This is a genomic window from Alexandriicola marinus (assembly GCF_004000435.1).
Lineage (GTDB): Bacteria > Pseudomonadota > Alphaproteobacteria > Rhodobacterales > Rhodobacteraceae > Alexandriicola > Alexandriicola marinus.
The window spans coordinates 1,197,942-1,217,589 of the sequence record NZ_RBVZ01000002.1 but is presented as its reverse complement, the minus strand read 5'-3'; the positions used below and the strand labels follow the sequence as shown (position 1 = coordinate 1,217,589).

Genomic DNA, 19,648 nt, shown 5'->3' with positions numbered 1-19,648 from the left:
CCTTGTTTGTGCGGTCAGCACAAGGCGGGCGGGCCTGATGCACCTGCTTGCCGCAACACCCGGTGCGATCGGCGACGGTCAGGAACCCGTGGATCTGGGGCAGGATCCGGCGGATGTCGTCATCCTGTCGGCCGCCGATACAGAGCTTGTCCTGTTGTCCGAGGCCCGCGCCGCGATGGACGCCGCGCCAACGCTGCGGCTGGGCAACCTGATGCACCTGTCGCATCCGCTTTCGGTGGACATGCATCTGGATCGCTGCGTGACGAAATCGCGCCTCGTCATTCTGCGCCTGCTGGGCGGCGCCGGTTACTGGCGCTACGGGTTCGAGCAATTCGCAGCGCGCCTGGCCGAGGCAGGGATCCCTTTCTGCGCCCTGCCCGGCGACGACAAGCCGGATCCGGAATTGCGCGACCTGTCGACCGTGTCGGCCGAGGATTACGACGCACTCTGGGCCTATTTCGTCGAAGGTGGCGCCGAGAACGCGGTGAACCTTCTGCGATACGCGGGTGCGATGCTGGAGGGCGGGCCACGGCCAGAAGGGGCACGGCCCCTGCTCCGCGCCGGTGTCTGGTGGCCCGGCGAAGGCGTGGCCGGGATCGAGACGGCACGGGCCAATTGGCCCGACGGCGCACCGGTCGTTCCGATCGTGTTCTACCGCGCGCTTGTTCAGGGCGCCGGGCTCGCTCCGCTTGCGCAGATGGTCAAGGCGCTCTTGCGTCAGGGCCTTGCGCCGCTGCCGATCTTCGTGGCCTCGCTGAAGGATCCGCTCAGCCGGGCCACACTGGAAACCCTCTTCGAACAGGCGCCGCCCGATGTGATCGTGAACGCGACCGCTTTCGCGGTCGGCAGCCCGCATTCCGGTGACGACAGTCCCGAAAACCCGCTGTCCGGGCCCCATGCGAATGGCGCCCCCGTGTTCCAGGTCATCCTGTCCGGCAGCAGCCAGCAGGCTTGGGAAGAGGGGCTTGCCGGCCTCTCAGCCCGCGACATCGCGATGAACGTGGCCCTGCCGGAAGTGGACGGACGGATCATCACCCGGGCGATCAGTTTCAAGGGCGAGGCCTTCTTCGACGAGGCGACGCAATGCCCGATCGCCACCTATCAGGCACAGCCCGACCGGATCGGCTTTGTCGCAGCACTGGCGGCAAACTGGGCGGCGCTGCGGCACAGGCCGGCGCAGGATCGGCGGGTCACGCTTGTTCTTGCGAACTACCCCAACCGGGATGGGCGGCTTGCCAATGGCGTCGGCCTCGACACACCCGCCGCGACGCTTCATGTGCTGAACCTGTTGCGCGCGGCGGGTTACGAGACCGGCCCCCTGCCCGCCGATCCTCAGGCGCTGATGGACAGGCTCATGTCCGGGCCGACGAACTGGCTCACGGATCGGGCCGAACGGGAGGGTGGCGAAGCCTTTCCGCTGACCGAATACCTGCGCTGGTTCGGCGATCTGCCGTGGTCCGCGAAACAGGCGCTGACGGAGCGCTGGGGCGCGGCGGAGGACGATCCCTTCGTCATGTCCGCGATCGATGGAGATGACCCGGGGACAGCGGCGTTCAAGCTGTCGATCCACCGGTTTGGCAACGTCTCGATCGGGCTGCAGCCGGCGCGCGGATATAATATCGATCCGACCGAAACCTATCATTCACCCGATCTCGTCCCGCCCCACAATTACCTCGCCTTCTATCGCTGGATCGCGGCCAATGCCGACGCGGTGGTGCACATGGGCAAGCATGGCAACCTGGAATGGCTGCCGGGAAAGGCCGTGGCGCTCGGCCCCGGTGACTGGCCCGAACTGTCGCTTGGGCCGATGCCGCATATCTATCCCTTCATCGTCAACGATCCGGGTGAGGGCACGCAGGCCAAGCGTCGGGCTCAGGCCGTGATCGTCGACCACCTGACGCCGCCGCTGACACGGGCGGAGAGCTATGGTCCGCTGCGCGATCTCGAGGCGCTGGTGGATGAATATTACGACGCGGCAGGGATGGATCCGCGCCGGATCACGCATCTGCGCGAAGAAATCCTTTCGCTCAGCGAGGCGACGGGCCTCGGCCGCGATGCCGGGATGACGGGGGAGGATCGCGATGCCGATCTGGGCAAGCTCGATGCCTTTCTCTGCGATCTGAAAGAGGCGCAGATCCGCGATGGTCTGCATGTCTTCGGTCAGAGCCCTGAGGGGCATCTGGCGCGCGATCTCGCCATCGCGTTGGCCCGGGTGCCGCGCGGGGATGGCGCGGGGCAGGATGCGTCGCTCCTGCGGGCGCTTGCCGTGGACCTTGGGTTGGATTTCGATCCGCTGTCCGCGGATCTCGGTGAACCGTGGTCCGGGCCCCGGCCCGAGATCCTGGGCCGGATCAGCACGGATAGCTGGCGCAGCACCGGCGATACGGTCGAGCGGCTTGAGCTTCTGTCCATCGAACTGGTCGGTGCCTTGCGGGACGGCGGGCGGGGCGATGGCGCAAGCCGAGCGTCGCCCCCCGGCCCCGCCTCTGCCGCCGTCCTCGATCACGTGGACCGGACGATCCTGCCCATGATCGCGCGCTGCGGACCTGATGAATCCCGTGCCATCCTCAAAGCGCTCGATGGCCGGGCGATCCCGCCCGGGCCCAGTGGCGCGCCGACCCGTGGCAGGCTCGATACGCTGCCCACAGGGCGCAACTTCTTTTCCGTCGACAGTCGCGCCGTGCCCACGCCCACAGCCTGGGCGCTCGGCTGGAAATCGGCGAACCTGCTGATCGAGAAACACCTTCAGACCGAAGGCGATTGGCCGCGCGCCCTGCTTGTCACGGCATGGGGCACTGCCAACATGCGCACCGGCGGGGACGACGTCGCGCAGGCGCTCGCCCTGATGGGGGTCAAGCCCCGATGGGATGCCGCAAACCGGCGGGTGACAGGCTTTGACATCATCCCCGAAACCGCGCTCGGTCGGCCGCGCGTGGATGTGACCTTGCGGATTTCCGGCTTTTTCCGGGATGCCTTCCCCTCGCTGGTGGCCTTGTTCGATAGCGCCGCCCGCGCGGTTCAGGCCCTCGACGAATCCGACGAGGCAAACCCCGCCGCGGCCCGGCACCGCGCCGGGGAAAATGGCGCGCGGGTCTATGGATCGAAGCCGGGGGCCTATGGCGCGGGGCTTCAGGCGATGATCGACGAACGGCTCTGGGGCAGTCGCGCCGATCTGGGTGAGGCCTATCTTGCCTGGGGCAGCTATGCCTATGGCGCGGGCACCGAGGGACAGGCCGACAGAGCCGGGTTCGAGGCGCGGTTGCGCCAGGTCGAGGCGATCGTCCAGAACCAGGACAACCGGGAACACGACATTCTGGATTCCGACGATTACTACCAATTCGAAGGCGGCGCAGCGGCGGCGGTCTCATCCCTGCAGGGACGCGATCGCCCGATCTATCACAACGACCATTCGCGCCCCGAACGCCCAGTGATCCGCACGCTTGACGAAGAAATCGCCCGGGTGATCCGGTCTCGCGTCGTCAATCCGAAATGGATCGACGGGGTCAAACGGCACGGCTACAAGGGCGCGTTCGAAATCGCCGCAACCGTCGATTATCTCTTCGCGTTTTCCGCGACGACGGGAGCGGTCGCCAACCACCATTTCGACCTGGTCGAAGAGGCGTTTCTTGGCGATGACGACACGCGTGACTTCATCGCCGAGCACAATGCCCCGGCCCTTGCCGATATCGCCGACAGGCTGGCCGAAGCGATCGAGCGCGATCTGTGGCGGCCAAGGTCCAATTCCGCCCGCGCTCGCATCGACGCCCTGCGTCGCGGCTGACACACCGGCCCCTCGTCAGAGCAGGTTGCGTTCCTTCGCGATCATCGCCGCCTGTGTCCGGTTCTTGGCCTCGAGCTTCCGGCAGAGGGTCTTGACGTGCAGCTTGATCGTCACTTCTTGAAGCTCCAGATCCCGCGCGATTTCCTTGTTGGATTTGCCGCCGCACAGACCGTCCAGAACCTGCGTCTCGCGTTCGGTAAGGTTCGCCACCGTCTTCTTGTCGGTCTGACGCATGAAATCGAACGGAACGAAGATCTCGCCTGCCGTCATAAGCCGGATCGCGCTCATGATCGATTTCGCACCAAGGGTCTTGGGCAGGAAACCCGACGCACCACGTGCGATGGCCTCCTGCGCAACCTGTGGGCTTGCCGTTCCCGAGATCACGGCGACAGGCACGTCCGGGACAGTGGTGAGCATCCTCGACAATCCATCAAGCCCCTGCATCCCGGGCATCTGAAAATCCAGCACAACCATGTCGAACGGAGCCGCTCTGCCGACAAGGTCGATCGCCCCGTCAAGACTGGATGCCGTTTCGACCGTGACATCGCCCTCGGCCTCCAGAAACATCGAAATCGTGTCTATGACAAGATTATGGTCATCAGCGATCAGTATACGCATCACAAGTCTTTCGATCCATTGCCGTTCCGGAAAGACCGCGATCGCGGTGTGCCGGTGTCCCTATCGGGCGGCGAACGGAGAATCTCTATCCACCAATTCCTTATATATACTTCCGTATAGCTTCTTATCCGTTTGCTCTAGTGACTTAGTGCGTCACACCTGAGAGGCATTGTAATTTAATGGGTTCGGCCAGGTCGGCAAACCAGAGGAGGCCTGACATGTTCAATCGGCGCGAACTGGGAATTGCCCTGACTGCAGTGATTGTTCTGGCTGCGGGCCAGACAACGGCGCAGGACGGCACCATCCTGACTTTCGCCACAGGCGACAGCGTCATGCAGTACACGCTGGATGACCTCCGGGCGATAGATGCGACCGAGTTCGAAACAACGACGATCTGGACAGATGGCCCTCAGGTCTTCACAGGTGTCGCCCTTGACGTTCTGCTTGCACACATCGGCGCCGAGGGGACTGTCCTTTCCGCAACAGCGATCAACGACTACGCCATCGAAATCCCGGTGACCGATGCGATCCCGGGTGGCCCGATCATCGCCTACGAACGCAATGGCGAAACCATGTCGGTGCGGGACAAGGGCCCGCTCTGGATTGTCTATCCATATGATTCCAATTCTGAATACCAGTCGGAGGTCACCTACTCACGGAGCATCTGGCAGCTCGACAGGCTTGAACTGCTCGACTAGCACGACGTGCTGCCAAACAGGGACGATGCAACGATTCTTCGACTGATAGACAGCCCCGCGCCACCCCCCCTCTAGGCGCGGGGCTGATTTTTTCGGTGACCCAACCCGGATGGGCGCGTCCGATACTCAAACGAGCGAAGGCCCCTCCAGACAGGCCAGGACGGGCTTTCAAGCGAGCGAAGTCGAGGCGGTGGCGCTCGCATGATCCTGCCTCACCTCGCGCCAGAGAGGAGGCATGGAGTTTCAATAGGAGGAGGACATTTCCTGTCCGGAATGGAACACGGCCAGGAAACGAACGACGCGCGGACGCGCATCAGCGACCTTTGCATTGGAAGAAGACCGGGAGCAGAGAAGGATCCCACCTGCCAGCGCGCGGCGAGTTTGGCTGTTGGCGCTCGAGCGGTTCAATCTGGTAAGAATTTTCATCGTGTCGGTCCTCTTCTGTTGATCCTTTATTGACCCTCTTCGCCAGCATGTCAGCAGGACGGAAGGACAGCCGGTCCTCCGAAACGGATACCACTTGTATGCTTTTGGTCAGGCCGGTCCAAAAATTGGCGGGGGGCCGTTGATCGGCCCCCCTTTTCACCTGCCTGCGACCTTTGAATTCAGGATGCGTTCGGAATCACGAGCCTCTGGCCGGACCGGATTCGATCCGGGCTGGAGAGGATGGCCCGGTTCGCATCGAAGATGACGTTGTAATAGCTGGCATCGCCATAGAACTTGATCGCGATGGACCCGAGACTGTCACCAGCGCTCACGGTGTAGAACCTGTATTGCTGGGTTTCCTCGACAGTCTGGACGACCCGCACCTCGACGCCGTCACCGCCCACGGACTCGGAACTGGCGGGCGGCCGGGCCTCGCCGGCGGCGACCCGGGCCTCGGCGATGATGCTCGCCAGAAGGACGCTGGTATCGACCCGGCCATCCGACGTGATCATAACGTCGGGGACAGCCACGTCACCGGCCAGTGCGGCCTCGTTCACGGCCGCATCGATCGCCGCGTCGGTCTGACCGTCGCGCAGGGCCTGGATCACCAGAACCTGAAGAGCTGTGGGTTCGGTGAGTGTGGCCTCTGTCTCACCGATCACGGCGCGAATGCCGCTGAGAACGCCGACCGTCATCTGCGCCATCGGATCGTCGACGGAGGCCTGTGCCGGGTTGCGGACATCCAATCCCAGCCCGGCCAGCACACCGGCCGTGGTCTCCGAAAGGGTCCGATCATCGACACGGATCGTGGGCTCGACGAAGGTGCGGGTGATTTCGCGCATGACGGGCTGGGTGGGCGCGACCTCGGGGACATTGCGTGTCACCTCGATCGCCTCGCCCAGTCGATCAACGAATTCGTCCGTCGGAGTGGGCGCGGCGATCGGCGCGGGGGCCTCGGCCTCTAGCCGTTCCGCCGGTTGACCGGAAAAGGGATCATAGATGATCCACGCACACAACAGGACCGCAAAGGCAAAGAGGGCCACGACAATGCGGATCATTGGAGCCTGCTCCCGGGTCGGACCATCGTCACCCCCTCATCCGCCGCTCACCGTATCGGCCACGGTCAGGCCAAGGCTTTGCCAGCCCTGCATACCGCCCCGATAATAGCCCAGCTTGGCCGCAGGGTAGCCGGCATCCACCAACACGCGGATCATCTCGGCCGCCTCGGACGACCAAGGTCCATCCCCATAGATGACCAGTTGAAGGGCCGAGCTGAAATCAAAGCCGATTCCGTCCTGCCGCCCGCCAATGGCCTCGAAAATCTGACCTCGGTAGGGGTTGCCGGCCCGGATCACGTCCAGTGGAACGCTCACGGAACCTGGCACCGCCGCTGCAGCAAAGGCCCCGGGCGGCCGCGCATCGATCAACAGACCGTTCCCGGCGGACACCTCATCCTGAAGATATGCGATCACCTCAAGCTCACCCATCGTCCGGACACCGGGTGCTGCGCGCATGGGCTGTATGCAGAAATCCGGGCATGGCCGCGATGTGCGGGCAAGCTCCCCCGTCAGTCTGTTCGAAATTTCCTGATTGCGGGCGATCACATAGTCGCGGCCCGCCACGGAAAACGGCGCTGTCGCCATATCCTCGGTAATGCGCACGTCCTGGGCCGCAGCCGCCCCCGCCAGCATTCCAAACCATGTTACCAACAAAACCCGAAGCTCGCGCTTCATCTGCCCATCTCCCATCCTTGACCCACATGATTTCGGCAGATCCGCAACAGGCGGTGTGGGCCACAGAAGTTTCTCTAGGTGTAGTGGATTGGTGATTCGCAAGTCAAACCCGTTTGCGAATCGCCTGTACATTTTCCACTGGTCGCGGCCACTCAGGGCAGCCTGTCGCCCGGTTTTCGCCTGATAGTGGTCAAGCGTGCCTATTTTCCGGACGCGGACTTGCCAAGAAAATCGACCGCCCGGCAATCCGGCGTCACCGCATTCGGCGTGGCACGAAATGGCGTCTCGGGCGGGATCGAGGATTGCGCGATCCAGACACCGTAAAGGCAGATGTCCTGCGCGTAATTCCCGGAATTGAACCCGAAGCCGCGCCGCCCGCAATCGGTGACATCGCCATTGGCGTTCCAGCCTTGCGATCGGTCTCCCGGGAAACTGCCGCCCGTCAGAAAGGTCAGGGTCGCGGGATCGAACCGCAGGTGCCACGTCGTCGAGGGCATCCGATCCGCCATGTTCCAGCGGCCGATGGCGATCCCCTGTTCATACCCGACGATTTCGAAGGCCGTGACATCCCTTTCGGTCACGATGGGTGCGGTCATCAAGGCATCTGGAAACGCGATCCGCCCGGTCATCGTATAGCCGCCGCTGCCCGCCCAACAGAAATTGAACTCCGCCGCAGCGGCGGGTGCGGACAACAGGGACAGGACAAGGGCAACGCGAAACATCAGCGCGCTTTTCCCAGAAGCGGCTGACCGATGCAATCCGCCGGCTGAGGGTTTGCAAAGCTTATCAGGGGCGTCGCCGGATCGATTGTCGAAGCGGTGACGAATGTATCGTCAAGGCAGATATCCTGTCCGCCATTGCCGGCGTTGAACCCGAATCCCGGGGTCCCGCAATCATCCACAAAGCCGTTCGCGTTCCACATCTGATACAGACCGCTTGGGTCCGTCAGCGGGAAGACATGCCGCACCGGATCATAGCGCAGAAACCAGCTTGTCTCCGGACCCAGATGATCGAGAGACCATTCGCCGATCGGTGCGCCATCCAGAAATCCCTTGATTTCGAACGCGACAAGATCGCTTTCCCGGATGACCGGCTTTCCGGACAGGGCATCGGGATATTCGAACTGCCCGGTCATCGTATAGCCGCCGGCCCCGCGCCAACAGATGAACCGGGTTTCACCCGCTGAAGCGCTGGCGATAGCACTCAGCGCCAGAGCCAATAGCACCCGAACGATCACGCGCCCGGAATTCGCAGTCGCTGGCCGGCCACCGGCGCGTTGCCACCAGACAGGATGTTCGGATTGGCCGCCACGATCCGCGAATGCGCGTTCAGATCGCCATAGAAGACAAGCGCGATCAGGGCGAGGGTATCGCCCTCGGACAGGGTATGCAGATAGCCGTCGGGCGTCGCGATCGTGCCGGAACCAAGGGATGCGATGGCTTGATGGCGCAGGCTGTCGGCGACGTCCCTTGATTGAGCGTCGCCCTCCTGCAATCGGGCCTGCACGAGGTGATAGACGAATGACTGCACATCCAGTCCGCCATCCGCCATCGACAGGCCGGGCGGCTGGTTGATCCGGCCGTCCTGCACCGCGGCTGGCAGTTGCTCCGCCAGTCTTTCAAGCGTCTCGCCCTCGCCCGGCAGGTCCAGTCGCAAGTTTGGACGCCCGTCGGCGCCCCTCACGACGGCGACGCTGTAGCGCCCCCCGGCGATCCGATCGGTCAGCGCACGAAGTTCTTCGTCGATAGAGAGCTGCGCCGCGACCATGGCCTGCACCGCAGCGTCGGCCGCGTCGGGCAGAACCATCGTATCGACGCGCGCCGCGCGCGTGACCTCGGCTGCATGCATCTGGGCTGTCAGTTCGGCGATGTTGGAACGTTCATCACGCGTGGTCCACATTCCGATCCCGATGGCCGCGGAGCCACCGACAATGAAAAGCCCCAGACCGATCGCAACGACTGGCCAGACAGACGCCCGGCGTTTCGGTGACGGCGGAATATAGAGACTCATGTCAACCGGCCCCCGAACTTCCGATCCATGGTCTGATTTGCCTGCATCGTTCCCGACACCCTTCCACCATTTGACCCATAGACAAAGGAACTGCCGCGCCCTCAACATCTGGCAAAAAGCCCAAAAAGGTAGCGGGACTTGGCACCTTGGCCCCAGATATAGGCATCCGTGGGTTTTCCGGTCAAAACAAATCCTGCCCCGGTGACGGGAAAAGATCAGCCCGTTTCCCGAAGGACATGACCCGCAAGATAGAGAGATCCGCAGACCAGGATGCGGGCCGAGGGCGAATGTGACGTGATCCTGGCAATGGCGTCGCGGACATCCGTCGCCGTTTCAGCCGTCATGCCAACTTCCGTGGCGAACTGCGCGGTCTCGGCGGCGTCGAGTGTCGCGGCCTCGCCCGGGATGCTGACCGCGGTCAGGCTTTGCGACACCGAGGCGAGCGGGCGGAGATAGCCCCGGATATCCTTGGTCTTGAGCATCCCGCATACAAGATGGGTCGGCCGGGGCGGCATTGCCGCCATGGTGCGTGCAAGGGCCTCGCCGGCGGCGGGGTTGTGACCACCGTCCAGCCACAGCTCGGCCTGCCCTGCCAGTTCGGCCAGCGGACCATGGCTGATGCGCTGCATCCGCGCGGGCCAGAACGCGCGGGTGACGGCGGCCTCGCAGGCGGCCTCGTCCGCCCCAAGATGGCGCAGGGCCATCAGCGCCGTCCCGGCATTCATCACCTGGTGCGGGCCGGGCAGGTTCGGCATCGGCAGGTCGAGCAGGCCGGTTTCGTCCTGAAAGACAAGCCGACCATGTTCCTGGGTGACATGCCAATGCTGACCGTGAAAAAGCAATGGCGCCCCAAGCCGTTCGGCCCGGGCCTCGATCACGTCACGTGCGGCCTCATGCTGCGGGGCCACGACGCAGGGGACGCCGCGCTTGATGATGCCGGCCTTCTCGCCCGCGATCTGTTCGATCGTGTCGCCAAGGAACGACTGATGATCTAGGTCGACCGGCGTGATGATCGTCAACGCGGGCCGATCAAGGACATTTGTCGCATCCAGCCGCCCGCCCAGCCCCACCTCGAGCAAGGTCCAGTCGGCGGGCGTTTCCGCCATCGCGAGGAAGGCGGCGCAGGTCGTGATCTCGAAATAGGTGATCGGCGCGTCACCATTGGCGGCATAGCAGCGATCCAGAACCTCGGTCAGATGATCTTCGGTGATCAGCGTCCCGGCCAGACGGATACGTTCGTGAAACCGCGCCAGATGGGGAGAGGTATAGGCATGAACCACGTCGCCGCGCGCCTCGAGCCCGGCCCGGATCATCGCCTGCGTCGAGCCTTTGCCATTCGTCCCCGCGATATGGATCACGGGCGGCAGGTCGTTCTGCGGATTGCCCAGTGCATCCAGCAATCGCCAGACACGATCAAGCGTCAGGTCGATGACCTTCGGATGAAGGGTCATCATCCGCTCCAGGATTGCGTCGGAACCAGTGCTCATCTCGGGGCCGTGCCTGCCAAACCGGCAAGATTCACTTTGGCTCGTCCTCGTCTTGGGCGGGCTCTGCCGGGGACTCTTCGGCGGCAGGCTCTGCCACGGGCTCTAGCATCGGCTCGGGTGCGGGCAGATCGCCCTTGATGGCAGGTGGCTCCTTCATCAGCATCCGGACGATGGTGATCAGCTCATCGCGGATTTCCCCGCGCGGGGTCACACGGTCAAGCATGCCGTGATCCAGCAGATATTCGGCCCGCTGAAATCCTTCGGGCAGTTGTTCGCGGATCGTCTGTTCAATGACGCGCGCGCCTGCGAAACCGATCAGCGCGTTGGGTTCCGCGATCTGCACGTCCCCCAGCATCGCGTAGGAGGCCGTGACCCCGCCCGTCGTTGGATGGGTCAGAACGACGATATAGGGAAGGCCTGCTTCCTTGATCATCTGGACCGCGATCGTGGTGCGCGGCATCTGCATCAGGCCAAGGATGCCCTCCTGCATACGTGCGCCACCGGCGGCCGAAAACAGGATGAACGGGCGCTTCGTCTCGACCGCGCGTTCGGCGCCGGCAAGGATCGCGTTGCCGACATACATCGACATCGACCCGCCCATGAACGAGAAATCCTGCCCGGCCACGACAACCGGCGTGCGGCCGATCTCACCCTCGGCGACAAGCATTGCCTCTTTTTCGCCGGACTTCTTCTGGGCCGCGCGGAGGCGGTCGGGATAACGCTTCTGATCGCGGAATTTCAGCGGATCCTCGACAGGGTCGGGCACCGAGACTTCGGTGAAGACGCCCGCATCGAACAGGGTTCTGAACCTGTCGCGCGGCGAGATCGGCATGTGATGGCCGCAATTGGTGCAGACGTTCAGGTTTTCCGACAGCTCGCGGTGAAAGAGCATCGTTCCGCATTCGTCGCATTTCGTCCAAAGATGTTCCGGCATCTCGCGACGCGAGAAGATGGAATTGATCTTGGGCCGGACATAATTGGTGATCCAGTTCATGTGGACGCTGCCTCTGAGACGTTAGCGGTTCCGAGATATGCCGGGCCAAGCGGAATTGCAAACATGCATGCAAGAGCCGTCCCCCGCCGGTTGGCGGGTGCTGCGGTGGCAGGACCCGGCAAAGGAAAAAGGCGCCCCCGAGATGGGAGCGCCTTTTCAAGATGAACTTGGGATCAGGTCAAATCACCACGCTTCGGGACCCTTTTCAGCGAAGGAATTCACCAGAAAATCGATGAAGGCGCGGACCTTGGGTTGGGTAAACCGGCCCGGCGGATAGACCGCGTAGATTCCTTGTGTCTCGATCGGAAGATCGGGGATCGCCTCTTCGACAAGGCCCTGTTCCATCGCATCGGCATAAAGGAACGAGGGAAGGTAGGCGATGCCAAGGCCCGAGATACAGGCATTGAGCAGGGATTGACCGTCATTGACCGTAAGCCAGCCCGCCGTGCGCACCTGGCGCCGCTCGCCCGAGGGGGCGGTGATCTTCCAGACGGCCCCGTTGGACTGGTTGGAATAATGCAGCAGCTTGTGTTCGTTCAGATCGTCGATCCGGGTCGGGCGGCCATATTGCTTGAAATAGGACGGCGCGGCGATCATCCGTTTCGTCGTCTCGGTCAGCTTGCGGGCCCGAAGGGTGCTGTCCTCAAGTTCGCCGATCCGGACAGCCATGTCGAAGCCTTCCGAGATCAGTTCGACGAAGCGGTTGTTCAGAACCATGTTCACCGTGATATCGGGAAATTCCTGAAGGAAATCGCCAAGGATCGGAGACAGGTGGTTCACACCGAAATCGGTCGCAACACTGATCCGCAACAGCCCGGACGGCGCCGACTGCATCGAGGTTACAAGGGCATCGGCCTCACCTGCATCATTCAGAACGCGCCGGGCACGATCATAATAGGCAAGTCCGATCTCGGTCGGACTGACCCGGCGGGTCGTCCGGTTCAGCAACCTTGCACCGAGGCGGGCTTCGAGCGATGAGACGTGCTTGGAGACGGCGGATTTCGAGATCCCCATCTTCTTTGCAGCGTCGGTAAAACCGCCCTGATCCACTACCGTGGCGAAAGCCTCCATTTCTGTCAGCCGATCCATGGCTTTCCCTTTGGTTATTCCCGTGTTCGACCCTTTTTATGGGTACGAATTCAGGCGGGAATGGGACCGGCGGCTGACAATATCAGGAATTCACGGCGACTATACAAAGACAGGAAACGCCGAAACAAAGGGGGTTCCCAGCCATGTCGATCATCTCGAACCGTCACAGACGCGCCGACAGACGTGTGCCCTGATCGATCGCGCGCTTGGCATCAAGCTCGGCGGCGACATCGGCACCACCGATGACATGCACCTCGCGACCCATGGCGACCAGCGCATCGGCAAGGCTCCGGTCCGGGACCTGACCGGTACATAGAACGATCGTGTCGGCCTCGATCACCTGGGCGCCGTCTTCACCGCGCCGGACATGAAGACCCTGATGATCGATCCGCTCATAACTCACGCCGCCGATCATCCGGACGCCCTTCATCTGAAGCGTGGCGCGGTGGATCCAACCCGTTGTCTTGCCCAGTCGTTTGCCCAGCTTCTCGGCCTTGCGTTGAAGAAGGGTGATGTTGCGCACGGGCTTTGGCGGGTTGGGGCCCTGCGGAGCGAGGCCACCGCGATGCTGCGCGGGATCCGCGACCCCCCATTCGCCGAGCCATTCGGGAAGGTCCTCGGTGCTGCCCTGATCCGTCGACAGATATTCTGCCACGTCGAAGCCGATGCCCCCCGCCCCCACGATGGCGACAGTCTTACCGACGTCGACCTTGCGGCTGAGCACGTCGAGATAGGACAGCACGTTCGGTCCGTCCTGACCCGGGATCGCAGGATCGCGGGGCAGCACACCCGTCGCGATGATCACGTCATCGAAATCGGCAAGGTCATCGGGGCGGACCTCCTGCCCGAGGTGCAGTGTGATCCCGCTGTCGGCAACGGCATGGGTAAAGAAGTCGACAAGTCCGACGAACTCCTCCTTGCCGGGGATTTCCTTGGCCATGTTCAACTGACCGCCGATGCGGTCCGCCCTGTCGAACAGGGCCACGTCATGCCCGCGTTCGGCGGCGGTCAGCGCAGCGGCAAGGCCGGCAGGCCCCGCGCCAACGACCGCGATGCGCTTGGGCCGCGCCGCAGGTTCGATCACCAGTTCCGTCTCGTGGCAGGCGCGCGGGTTCACGAGGCAGGACGTCAGCTTGCCCGAGAAGGTATGATCGAGGCAGGCCTGATTGCAGGCGATGCAGGGCACGATGTATCTCGAGCGGCCTGCCGCAGCCTTGGCGACGAATTGCGAATCCGCGAGGAACGGCCGCGCCATCGACACCATGTCGGCGCAGCCCTCGGCCAGCACGGCTTCGGCGACGTCGGGCATGTTGATCCGGTTCGAGGTGATCACGGGGATCGACACCTCTCCCATCATCTTCTTGGTGACCCAGGCAAAAGCACGGCGCGGAACGGAGGTTGCGATCGTCGGGATGCGCGCCTCGTGCCAGCCGATCCCGGTGTTGAGAATGCTGGCCCCGGCAGCCTCGATCCCGTGGGCAAGGCTTACGACCTCATCCCATGTCTGGCCGCCCGGAACGAGGTCGATCATCGATATCCGGTAGATCACGATGAAATCGGGGCCCACCGCCTCGCGCACACGGCGGACGACCTCGATCGGCAGGCGCTGCCGGTTCTCGACCGACCCGCCCCAGCGATCCTCGCGCCTGTTGGTATGGATGACGAGGAACTGGTTGAGGAAATATCCCTCCGATCCCATGATCTCGACCCCGTCATAGCCTGCGTCGCGGGCGCGAGCGGCGGCGGTTGCGATATCGGTGATCTGCTTTTCGATCCCCTCCTCGTCCAGCGCCTTGGGCGGAAACGGGGAGATCGGGGATTTGATCGCCGAGGGCGCCACGCAGTCAGGCGAATAGGCATAACGGCCCGCATGAAGGATTTGCATCGCGATCTTGCCACCTGCATCGTGGACACGGTCGGTCACGATCCGGTGGTTGGCAATATCGGTCTCGCTGAACAGACCTGCGGCACCGGGAAAGACGCCGCCCTCGCGATTGGGCGCCATGCCGCCCGTCACGATCAGCCCGACATCGCCCTGCGCGCGTTCACCATAGAAGGTGGCGACGCGGTTCCAGTCGCCGGTCTCCTCGAGCCCGGTATGCATCGACCCCATGAGGACCCGGTTTTTCAGGGTCGTGAAGCCAAGGTCGAGCGGCGCCAGAAGGTGGGGGTAATGTGTCATGCGATCCTCCGTCCCGGCACAATGACGAAGCTTTGCGGCACGGTCACGGGGGAACGCAACGTCATCGGTAAAGCGATATCTTGCATTCCGGATAAATAGTCACTATTTACTAGTCACAGTAGATTAGGAGCTGGACATGACCCCAGGATATACATTCGTTTCAAAATCCACCGCCAAACCGGGAAAACTTGACGACCTGGTCCGCATCGCGGGACAACCGCCCGCCGCCATGGAGGGCGTGGTCGAAGGACTGATCGGCTATCAGGTGGGCGTCGACAGGGATCGCAACACCGTCATAGTGTGGAGCACGTTCGAGACCAAAGACGCGCTTTACGACTATCTCGCGTCGGATGCGGCACGCGGCAATCACGGCGACGCCAACGAGATGGAAGAAATCATCGAGACATTCGAGATGTTCGACCTGACGCCCACGGCGACGGGCCCCGCGGGATGACGCTCGCCCGCGCGCGCGAACTTGCCATTCTCAGCCTCTTGAAGGCGCACCCTGCCCACGGCTACGACATCGCTCGGGCCGTGGCTGCGGGACCCTTGGCCCATCTCGGGCTGAGCCGGCCGGCCGTCTATGCCATCCTTGACCGTTTTGAGAAACGCGGCTGGATCACCGGCGAGACGACGGGTTCGGGCAGCTATCCCGACAAGACGGTCATGTCGTTGACACAGGACGGCCATGCCGCGCAGGACGAGGCGCTTGACGCACTGGCGCAGGCGTCTTTGCCGCCGATCGCGCCACTGATGGCGATCTTGCTGGCCCATGACGCGGGGGCGGACCTGCCGTCATCGCTGATCGATCGCATGATCGAGGAGCGTCGGTCCCGTCTGTTGGAATTGCGCGGCGACAAAGACCATATCGCAACTTCGACGGCGCTGCTTGCGATCAATCTGACACAGGCCGAACTGGCCGCCCTCGAAACCCTGAAATCGGCAGGGTGATCCCTCTGGGCAGCCGCCGGCTATGTCGTCTCGATGCAGTGCCGCCGAAACGCCCGCTTGAGCATATCAAGCTCGGCTCTCAAGAGCTCGATCTCGGCGCGGATATCCTCGGACAACGCCTCGCCCGCGAGGATGGAAAAGCTGTCGAGCGTCTCATCTGACCCGTCGGCACGGATCAGGAAGGTCTGAACCCCGTCTGCGATCGTCTCCGGAGGGATCGGGACCTTTACCCGCCAGCCAGACCCATCAGGAAGCTTGTCGAGCGTGACACCCTCGATCGCACGATCGAAATGAGTGACGCGGATGGCTGGGGGATCCTCGCCTTTGGCGCCTGTCAGCACGCCTTCCCACGACCCTTCGATCAGGCGCGTCTTGGTCAGGGTCAGATTGCCTGTGTCACTCATACCGTCTGCCTCGTCACAATTCCGCGCGCGGGCTTCGCGCCATGGTCACGTCACGAAGTGTGACCTGGTTCATTTCAGGGCCTTCGAAGATCAGATCCAGCCACATCCGTTCGATCCGCTTTTCATTGAGCTTGGTATAGCCCAGGTCGAATTCGACGAAGACATCGGTTTCGTGCAACGGCATCTCGCGGACGATCTGGTCGGTATTCGGGCCATGCCGGATATTGAGCCGGGCAAAGATCTCGAGCGGCTTTTCCATTTCCACGATCATATCCACCCGCACCAGGTGGCGCCGTTTCAGGCCTTCGCAGGCCTCGGGCGGAAGCTCGATCACGACCGACAGAAAGCTCCCGTCGAACTTGAACACGTCAAGGCGCAACCCGAAGGGCGCAAGGTCCTCTTCGCGCTGGTTGCGCAACTGCCGGTAGGTCAGTTCACTGATCCGGCAATCGTGGAAAATGGTAACCTCATCCCCGATGGGCGTCTTGCTGGGAACGCTTGAAGCCCCCCGCGGCGAGATCGGCCCGCGCCACAGGTTGGGCCGCCAGCTCCAGTCGGTGCCGACCGGCCTGGGAAAGGCAGAGGATCCGATCCGGGGCAGGGCAAGCCGGCTGTCGGCGATCTGAAGCAGCTCGTCCAGCTTGTGTCGCAACTGCCGTGCTTTGGCTCGATCGGACCGCAATTCTGACAGGTCTGCCTTGGCCGCGCCCCGCGCGGCCCGGGACCAGCGAAGCAGGTTCCGCTTGTGTATCGCCTTGTCCAGCAGTCCCAATACAGCCGTCCTCATATCCCCGCGGAGAAGGTGCCGGCACGCAGGCCGACATAACCCGATGCTATCCCCACTTCATTCCTGCCAAATTGTTTCGCAAATGAAAACAATCCTGGCGCGATGGGCGATAAATTCATGACGGGCTTGCATCGCGGATGGTGGCCACGGCCCGGCGCAGCAGGCTGAGCCCCTCGTCGGTATCAATGGGGGCTCGCGCAAACCCTCGAACAGTGACGGTCGCCAGACGCGAGCCCAGATCGAAGAACGCCCGCCATTCAAGCTGTTCCAGCCCGTCGACGGGCGGCGCGGCGCTATCGATGAAATGGACATAGACGACACCATCGCGATTCTCGAGGCGATCGATCTCGATCGCGGTCGGATCGCCGTTGGGGCTCAGGACAGCGGCGCCTTGCGCTGTCGCCAGAAGCGCCGCCAGAGCCTCCTCGTCGTTATCGACAAGGGCGGTGTCGGCGTCCCCGACCTGAACGGTGATCAGACCGTCGACCGCGGGCATGCTCGGTTCGTCCGAAACCAGAGCACAGCCCGCCATCACGACGAAGCCCCGCGACGGACGGCTTGTCCGTTCATCGATACAATAACCGGTTGGCGTCGCCACGACGACATCGCCCTCGGCCAGAGACATCGACCTGACCGGGTCGCCGCCTCCGCCATTCAGCGAAGGCAGCCCGTCACACGATGCAAGAAAAAGGGCGATACCAGCCCAAACCGGAAACAAGCGCACCAAATCAGAGGTCCATATACACGTGGCTTTCCTTTGACCCGCCGGGATGCGTGACAGCCCCCTTGCGCGCACCGCCGACAAGCTGGGCATATTTCCACAGCGCGCCAGTGTCATAGATCGTCTTGCGCGGGCCGCCCCACGCCTCCCGGCGCTTGGCCAGTTCATCTTCGCTCAGATCCACCGAAAGCTCGCCGGTGATGGCATTGATGGTGATCATGTCGCCATTCTTGAGCATTCCGATGGGGCCACCATGCGCCGCTTCGGGGCCGACATGGCCCACGCAGAACCCGCGCGTCGCACCCGAGAACCGGCCGTCCGTGATCAGCGCGACCTTCTTGCCCATGCCCTGACCGGACAGGGCCGCGGTGGTGGCCAGCATCTCGCGCATTCCGGGGCCGCCTGCGGGGCCCTCGTTGCGGATGACGATGACTTCGCCTTCCTCGTATTCGCGCTTCTTCACGGCTTCGAATGCGTCTTCTTCACATTCGAACACGCGGGCCGGGCCGGTAAAGCTTTGCTCTTCGACGCTCATCCCGGCGACCTTCACGATCGCGCCCTCGGGGGCGAGGTTGCCCTTGAGGCCGACAACGCCGCCGGTCTTCGTGATCGGCGTGGCCGAAGGATAGATCACGCGGCCATCGGCCTCGCGCTCAACAAGATCGAGTTCCTCGCCCATGGTGCGACCGGTGGCCGTCATGCAATCCTCGTGGATCAGGCCGATCTTGCGCAGTTCGCGCATCACGACCGGCACGCCACCGGATTCGTAAAGGTCCTTGGCGACGTACTGACCGCCCGGCTTGAGATCGACGAAATAGGGCGTGTCGCGGAAAATATCGGCCACGTCGAACAGATCGAATTCGATCCCGCCCTCATGCGCAATTGCGGGCAGATGCAGCGCCGCATTGGTCGAGCCGCCGGTGCAGGCGACGATACGGGCCGCGTTCTCGAGGCTCTTGCGGGTGACGATATCGCGGGCGCGGATGTTCTTTTCGATCAGCCGCATCACCGCCTCGCCCGAGGCCTCGCCATATTGGTCGCGCGATTCGTAGGGGGCCGGCGCGCCGGAGGAATTCGGCAGCGCGAGCCCCACCGCTTCGGACACACAGGCCATGGTGTTGGCGGTGAACTGACCGCCGCAGGCCCCGGCCGAGGGGCAGGCCACTCGCTCAAGCACATCAAGCTCGGCATCCGAATAATTGCCGGCCTGATGCTTGCCGACCGCTTCGAACACGTCCTGCACTGTCACATCCTTGCCGTTCAACCGGCCCGGAAGGATCGATCCGCCATAGATGAACACCGACGGCGTGTTCAGCCGGACCATCGCCATCATCATCCCCGGCAGCGATTTGTCGCAGCCCGCAAGTCCCACCAGCGCGTCATAGCAATGGCCCCGCATGGTGAGTTCAACCGTGTCCGCAATCGCATCACGCGAGGCAAGCGAAGAGCGCATGCCTTCGTGGCCCATGGCGATCCCGTCGGTAACGGTGATGGTGGTGAATTCGCGCGGCGTGCCGCCCTCTTTCTTGACGCCCTGCTTGACGGCCTGAGCCTGACGGTTCAGCGCGATGTTGCACGGGGCGGCTTCGTTCCAGCAGGTGGCGACGCCAACCCAGGGGGCATGGATTTCTTCTTCCTGGATGCCCATCGCATAGAAATACGACCGATGCGGCGCGCGGGCCGGGCCCTCGGTCACATGGCGGCTTGGAAGCTTGGATTTGTCGTAACGCGATTTGGACATGTGGTGACCCTCTCTCCCGAATTGGT

Annotated in this window: 19 protein-coding genes; 4 read left to right on the top strand and 15 right to left on the bottom strand. The window is 63.1% G+C overall.

Features of this window, described 5'->3' with window-relative positions:
- The first annotated feature begins 37 nt into the window (after nt 1-37).
- Nucleotides 38-3,781 carry a cobaltochelatase subunit CobN gene (cobN, locus tag EP376_RS12325; protein ID WP_127655816.1) on the top strand — a complete coding sequence of 1,248 codons (3,744 nt, stop codon included), beginning with the start codon at nt 38-40 and terminating at the stop codon, nt 3,779-3,781.
- Nucleotides 3,782-3,796: 15 nt separating this feature from the next.
- Here the strand turns inward: cobN and EP376_RS12320 are convergent, their stop codons facing one another.
- A complete protein-coding gene (locus tag EP376_RS12320; protein ID WP_127655815.1) occupies nt 3,797-4,399 on the bottom strand; it encodes a response regulator transcription factor in 603 nt (200 codons plus the stop codon).
- 218 nt (nt 4,400-4,617) lie between these two features.
- Between EP376_RS12320 and EP376_RS12315 the strand changes: the two genes are divergently transcribed.
- Nucleotides 4,618-5,097 (top strand): putative pterin-binding protein, encoded by a 480-nt coding sequence (locus tag EP376_RS12315; protein ID WP_127655814.1) that lies wholly within the window; start codon nt 4,618-4,620, stop codon nt 5,095-5,097.
- 243 nt (nt 5,098-5,340) lie between these two features.
- On the opposite strand, the gene EP376_RS12310 is transcribed toward EP376_RS12315, so the two are convergent.
- From EP376_RS12310 to EP376_RS12265, 10 genes are all read right to left on the bottom strand, one after another.
- Nucleotides 5,341-5,523, bottom strand: coding sequence for a hypothetical protein (locus EP376_RS12310; RefSeq protein WP_127655813.1), 183 nt, complete (start codon nt 5,521-5,523; stop codon nt 5,341-5,343).
- Nucleotides 5,524-5,702: 179 nt separating this feature from the next.
- Entirely contained in the window at nt 5,703-6,581 is an 879-nt protein-coding gene (locus EP376_RS12305) for a LysM peptidoglycan-binding domain-containing protein (protein WP_127655812.1), read from the bottom strand.
- Between the two features lie 36 nt (nt 6,582-6,617).
- Nucleotides 6,618-7,256, bottom strand: a complete 639-nt coding sequence (locus EP376_RS12300) for a rhodanese-like domain-containing protein (protein WP_238928862.1) — start codon at nt 7,254-7,256, stop codon at nt 6,618-6,620.
- 200 nt (nt 7,257-7,456) lie between these two features.
- Nucleotides 7,457-7,978, bottom strand: a complete 522-nt coding sequence (locus EP376_RS12295) for a hypothetical protein (protein WP_203331035.1) — start codon at nt 7,976-7,978, stop codon at nt 7,457-7,459.
- Nucleotides 7,978-8,391 carry a hypothetical protein gene (locus EP376_RS12290; RefSeq protein WP_238929325.1) on the bottom strand — a complete coding sequence of 138 codons (414 nt, stop codon included), beginning with the start codon at nt 8,389-8,391 and terminating at the stop codon, nt 7,978-7,980. The genes EP376_RS12295 and EP376_RS12290 overlap by 1 nt, the downstream gene beginning before the upstream one ends.
- Nucleotides 8,392-8,489: 98 nt before the next feature.
- Nucleotides 8,490-9,266 carry a hypothetical protein gene (locus EP376_RS12285; protein WP_127655811.1) on the bottom strand — a complete coding sequence of 259 codons (777 nt, stop codon included), beginning with the start codon at nt 9,264-9,266 and terminating at the stop codon, nt 8,490-8,492.
- A gap of 215 nt (nt 9,267-9,481) precedes the next feature.
- Nucleotides 9,482-10,720 carry a bifunctional folylpolyglutamate synthase/dihydrofolate synthase gene (locus tag EP376_RS12280; RefSeq protein ID WP_420837130.1) on the bottom strand — a complete coding sequence of 413 codons (1,239 nt, stop codon included), beginning with the start codon at nt 10,718-10,720 and terminating at the stop codon, nt 9,482-9,484.
- A 64-nt stretch (nt 10,721-10,784) separates the two neighbouring features.
- Complete coding sequence (gene accD, locus EP376_RS12275; RefSeq protein WP_127655809.1) at nt 10,785-11,747, bottom strand: acetyl-CoA carboxylase, carboxyltransferase subunit beta; 963 nt, start codon at nt 11,745-11,747, stop codon at nt 10,785-10,787.
- A gap of 183 nt (nt 11,748-11,930) precedes the next feature.
- Complete coding sequence (locus tag EP376_RS12270; RefSeq protein WP_127655808.1) at nt 11,931-12,836, bottom strand: LysR family transcriptional regulator; 906 nt, start codon at nt 12,834-12,836, stop codon at nt 11,931-11,933.
- Nucleotides 12,837-12,999: 163 nt separating this feature from the next.
- Complete coding sequence (locus EP376_RS12265; RefSeq protein ID WP_127655807.1) at nt 13,000-15,018, bottom strand: NADPH-dependent 2,4-dienoyl-CoA reductase; 2,019 nt, start codon at nt 15,016-15,018, stop codon at nt 13,000-13,002.
- A 136-nt stretch (nt 15,019-15,154) separates the two neighbouring features.
- On the opposite strand from EP376_RS12265, the gene EP376_RS12260 reads away from it, so the two are divergent.
- Together EP376_RS12260 and EP376_RS12255 are read left to right on the top strand one after the other, a co-directional pair.
- Nucleotides 15,155-15,472 carry a putative quinol monooxygenase gene (locus tag EP376_RS12260; protein ID WP_127655806.1) on the top strand — a complete coding sequence of 106 codons (318 nt, stop codon included), beginning with the start codon at nt 15,155-15,157 and terminating at the stop codon, nt 15,470-15,472.
- The gene (locus EP376_RS12255) at nt 15,469-15,969 is read left to right on the top strand and encodes a PadR family transcriptional regulator (protein WP_127655805.1); all 501 of its coding nucleotides are present in this window, start codon (nt 15,469-15,471) and stop codon (nt 15,967-15,969) included. The genes EP376_RS12260 and EP376_RS12255 overlap by 4 nt, the downstream gene beginning before the upstream one ends.
- A 20-nt stretch (nt 15,970-15,989) precedes the next feature.
- Here EP376_RS12255 and EP376_RS12250 read toward each other — a convergent pair whose 3' ends face one another.
- The 4 genes from EP376_RS12250 to ilvD form a co-directional block, all read right to left on the bottom strand.
- Nucleotides 15,990-16,373 (bottom strand): hypothetical protein, encoded by a 384-nt coding sequence (locus EP376_RS12250; RefSeq protein WP_127655804.1) that lies wholly within the window; start codon nt 16,371-16,373, stop codon nt 15,990-15,992.
- A gap of 13 nt (nt 16,374-16,386) precedes the next feature.
- On the bottom strand, nt 16,387-17,160 hold the full coding sequence (locus tag EP376_RS12245) for a DUF6478 family protein (protein WP_203331034.1): 774 nt from the start codon (nt 17,158-17,160) through the stop codon (nt 16,387-16,389).
- A gap of 115 nt (nt 17,161-17,275) precedes the next feature.
- Nucleotides 17,276-17,785, bottom strand: a complete 510-nt coding sequence (locus EP376_RS12240) for a dihydroxy-acid dehydratase (protein WP_127655802.1) — start codon at nt 17,783-17,785, stop codon at nt 17,276-17,278.
- A gap of 103 nt (nt 17,786-17,888) precedes the next feature.
- Nucleotides 17,889-19,622 (bottom strand): dihydroxy-acid dehydratase, encoded by a 1,734-nt coding sequence (ilvD, locus tag EP376_RS12235; protein WP_127655801.1) that lies wholly within the window; start codon nt 19,620-19,622, stop codon nt 17,889-17,891.
- Nucleotides 19,623-19,648 lie beyond the last annotated feature (26 nt).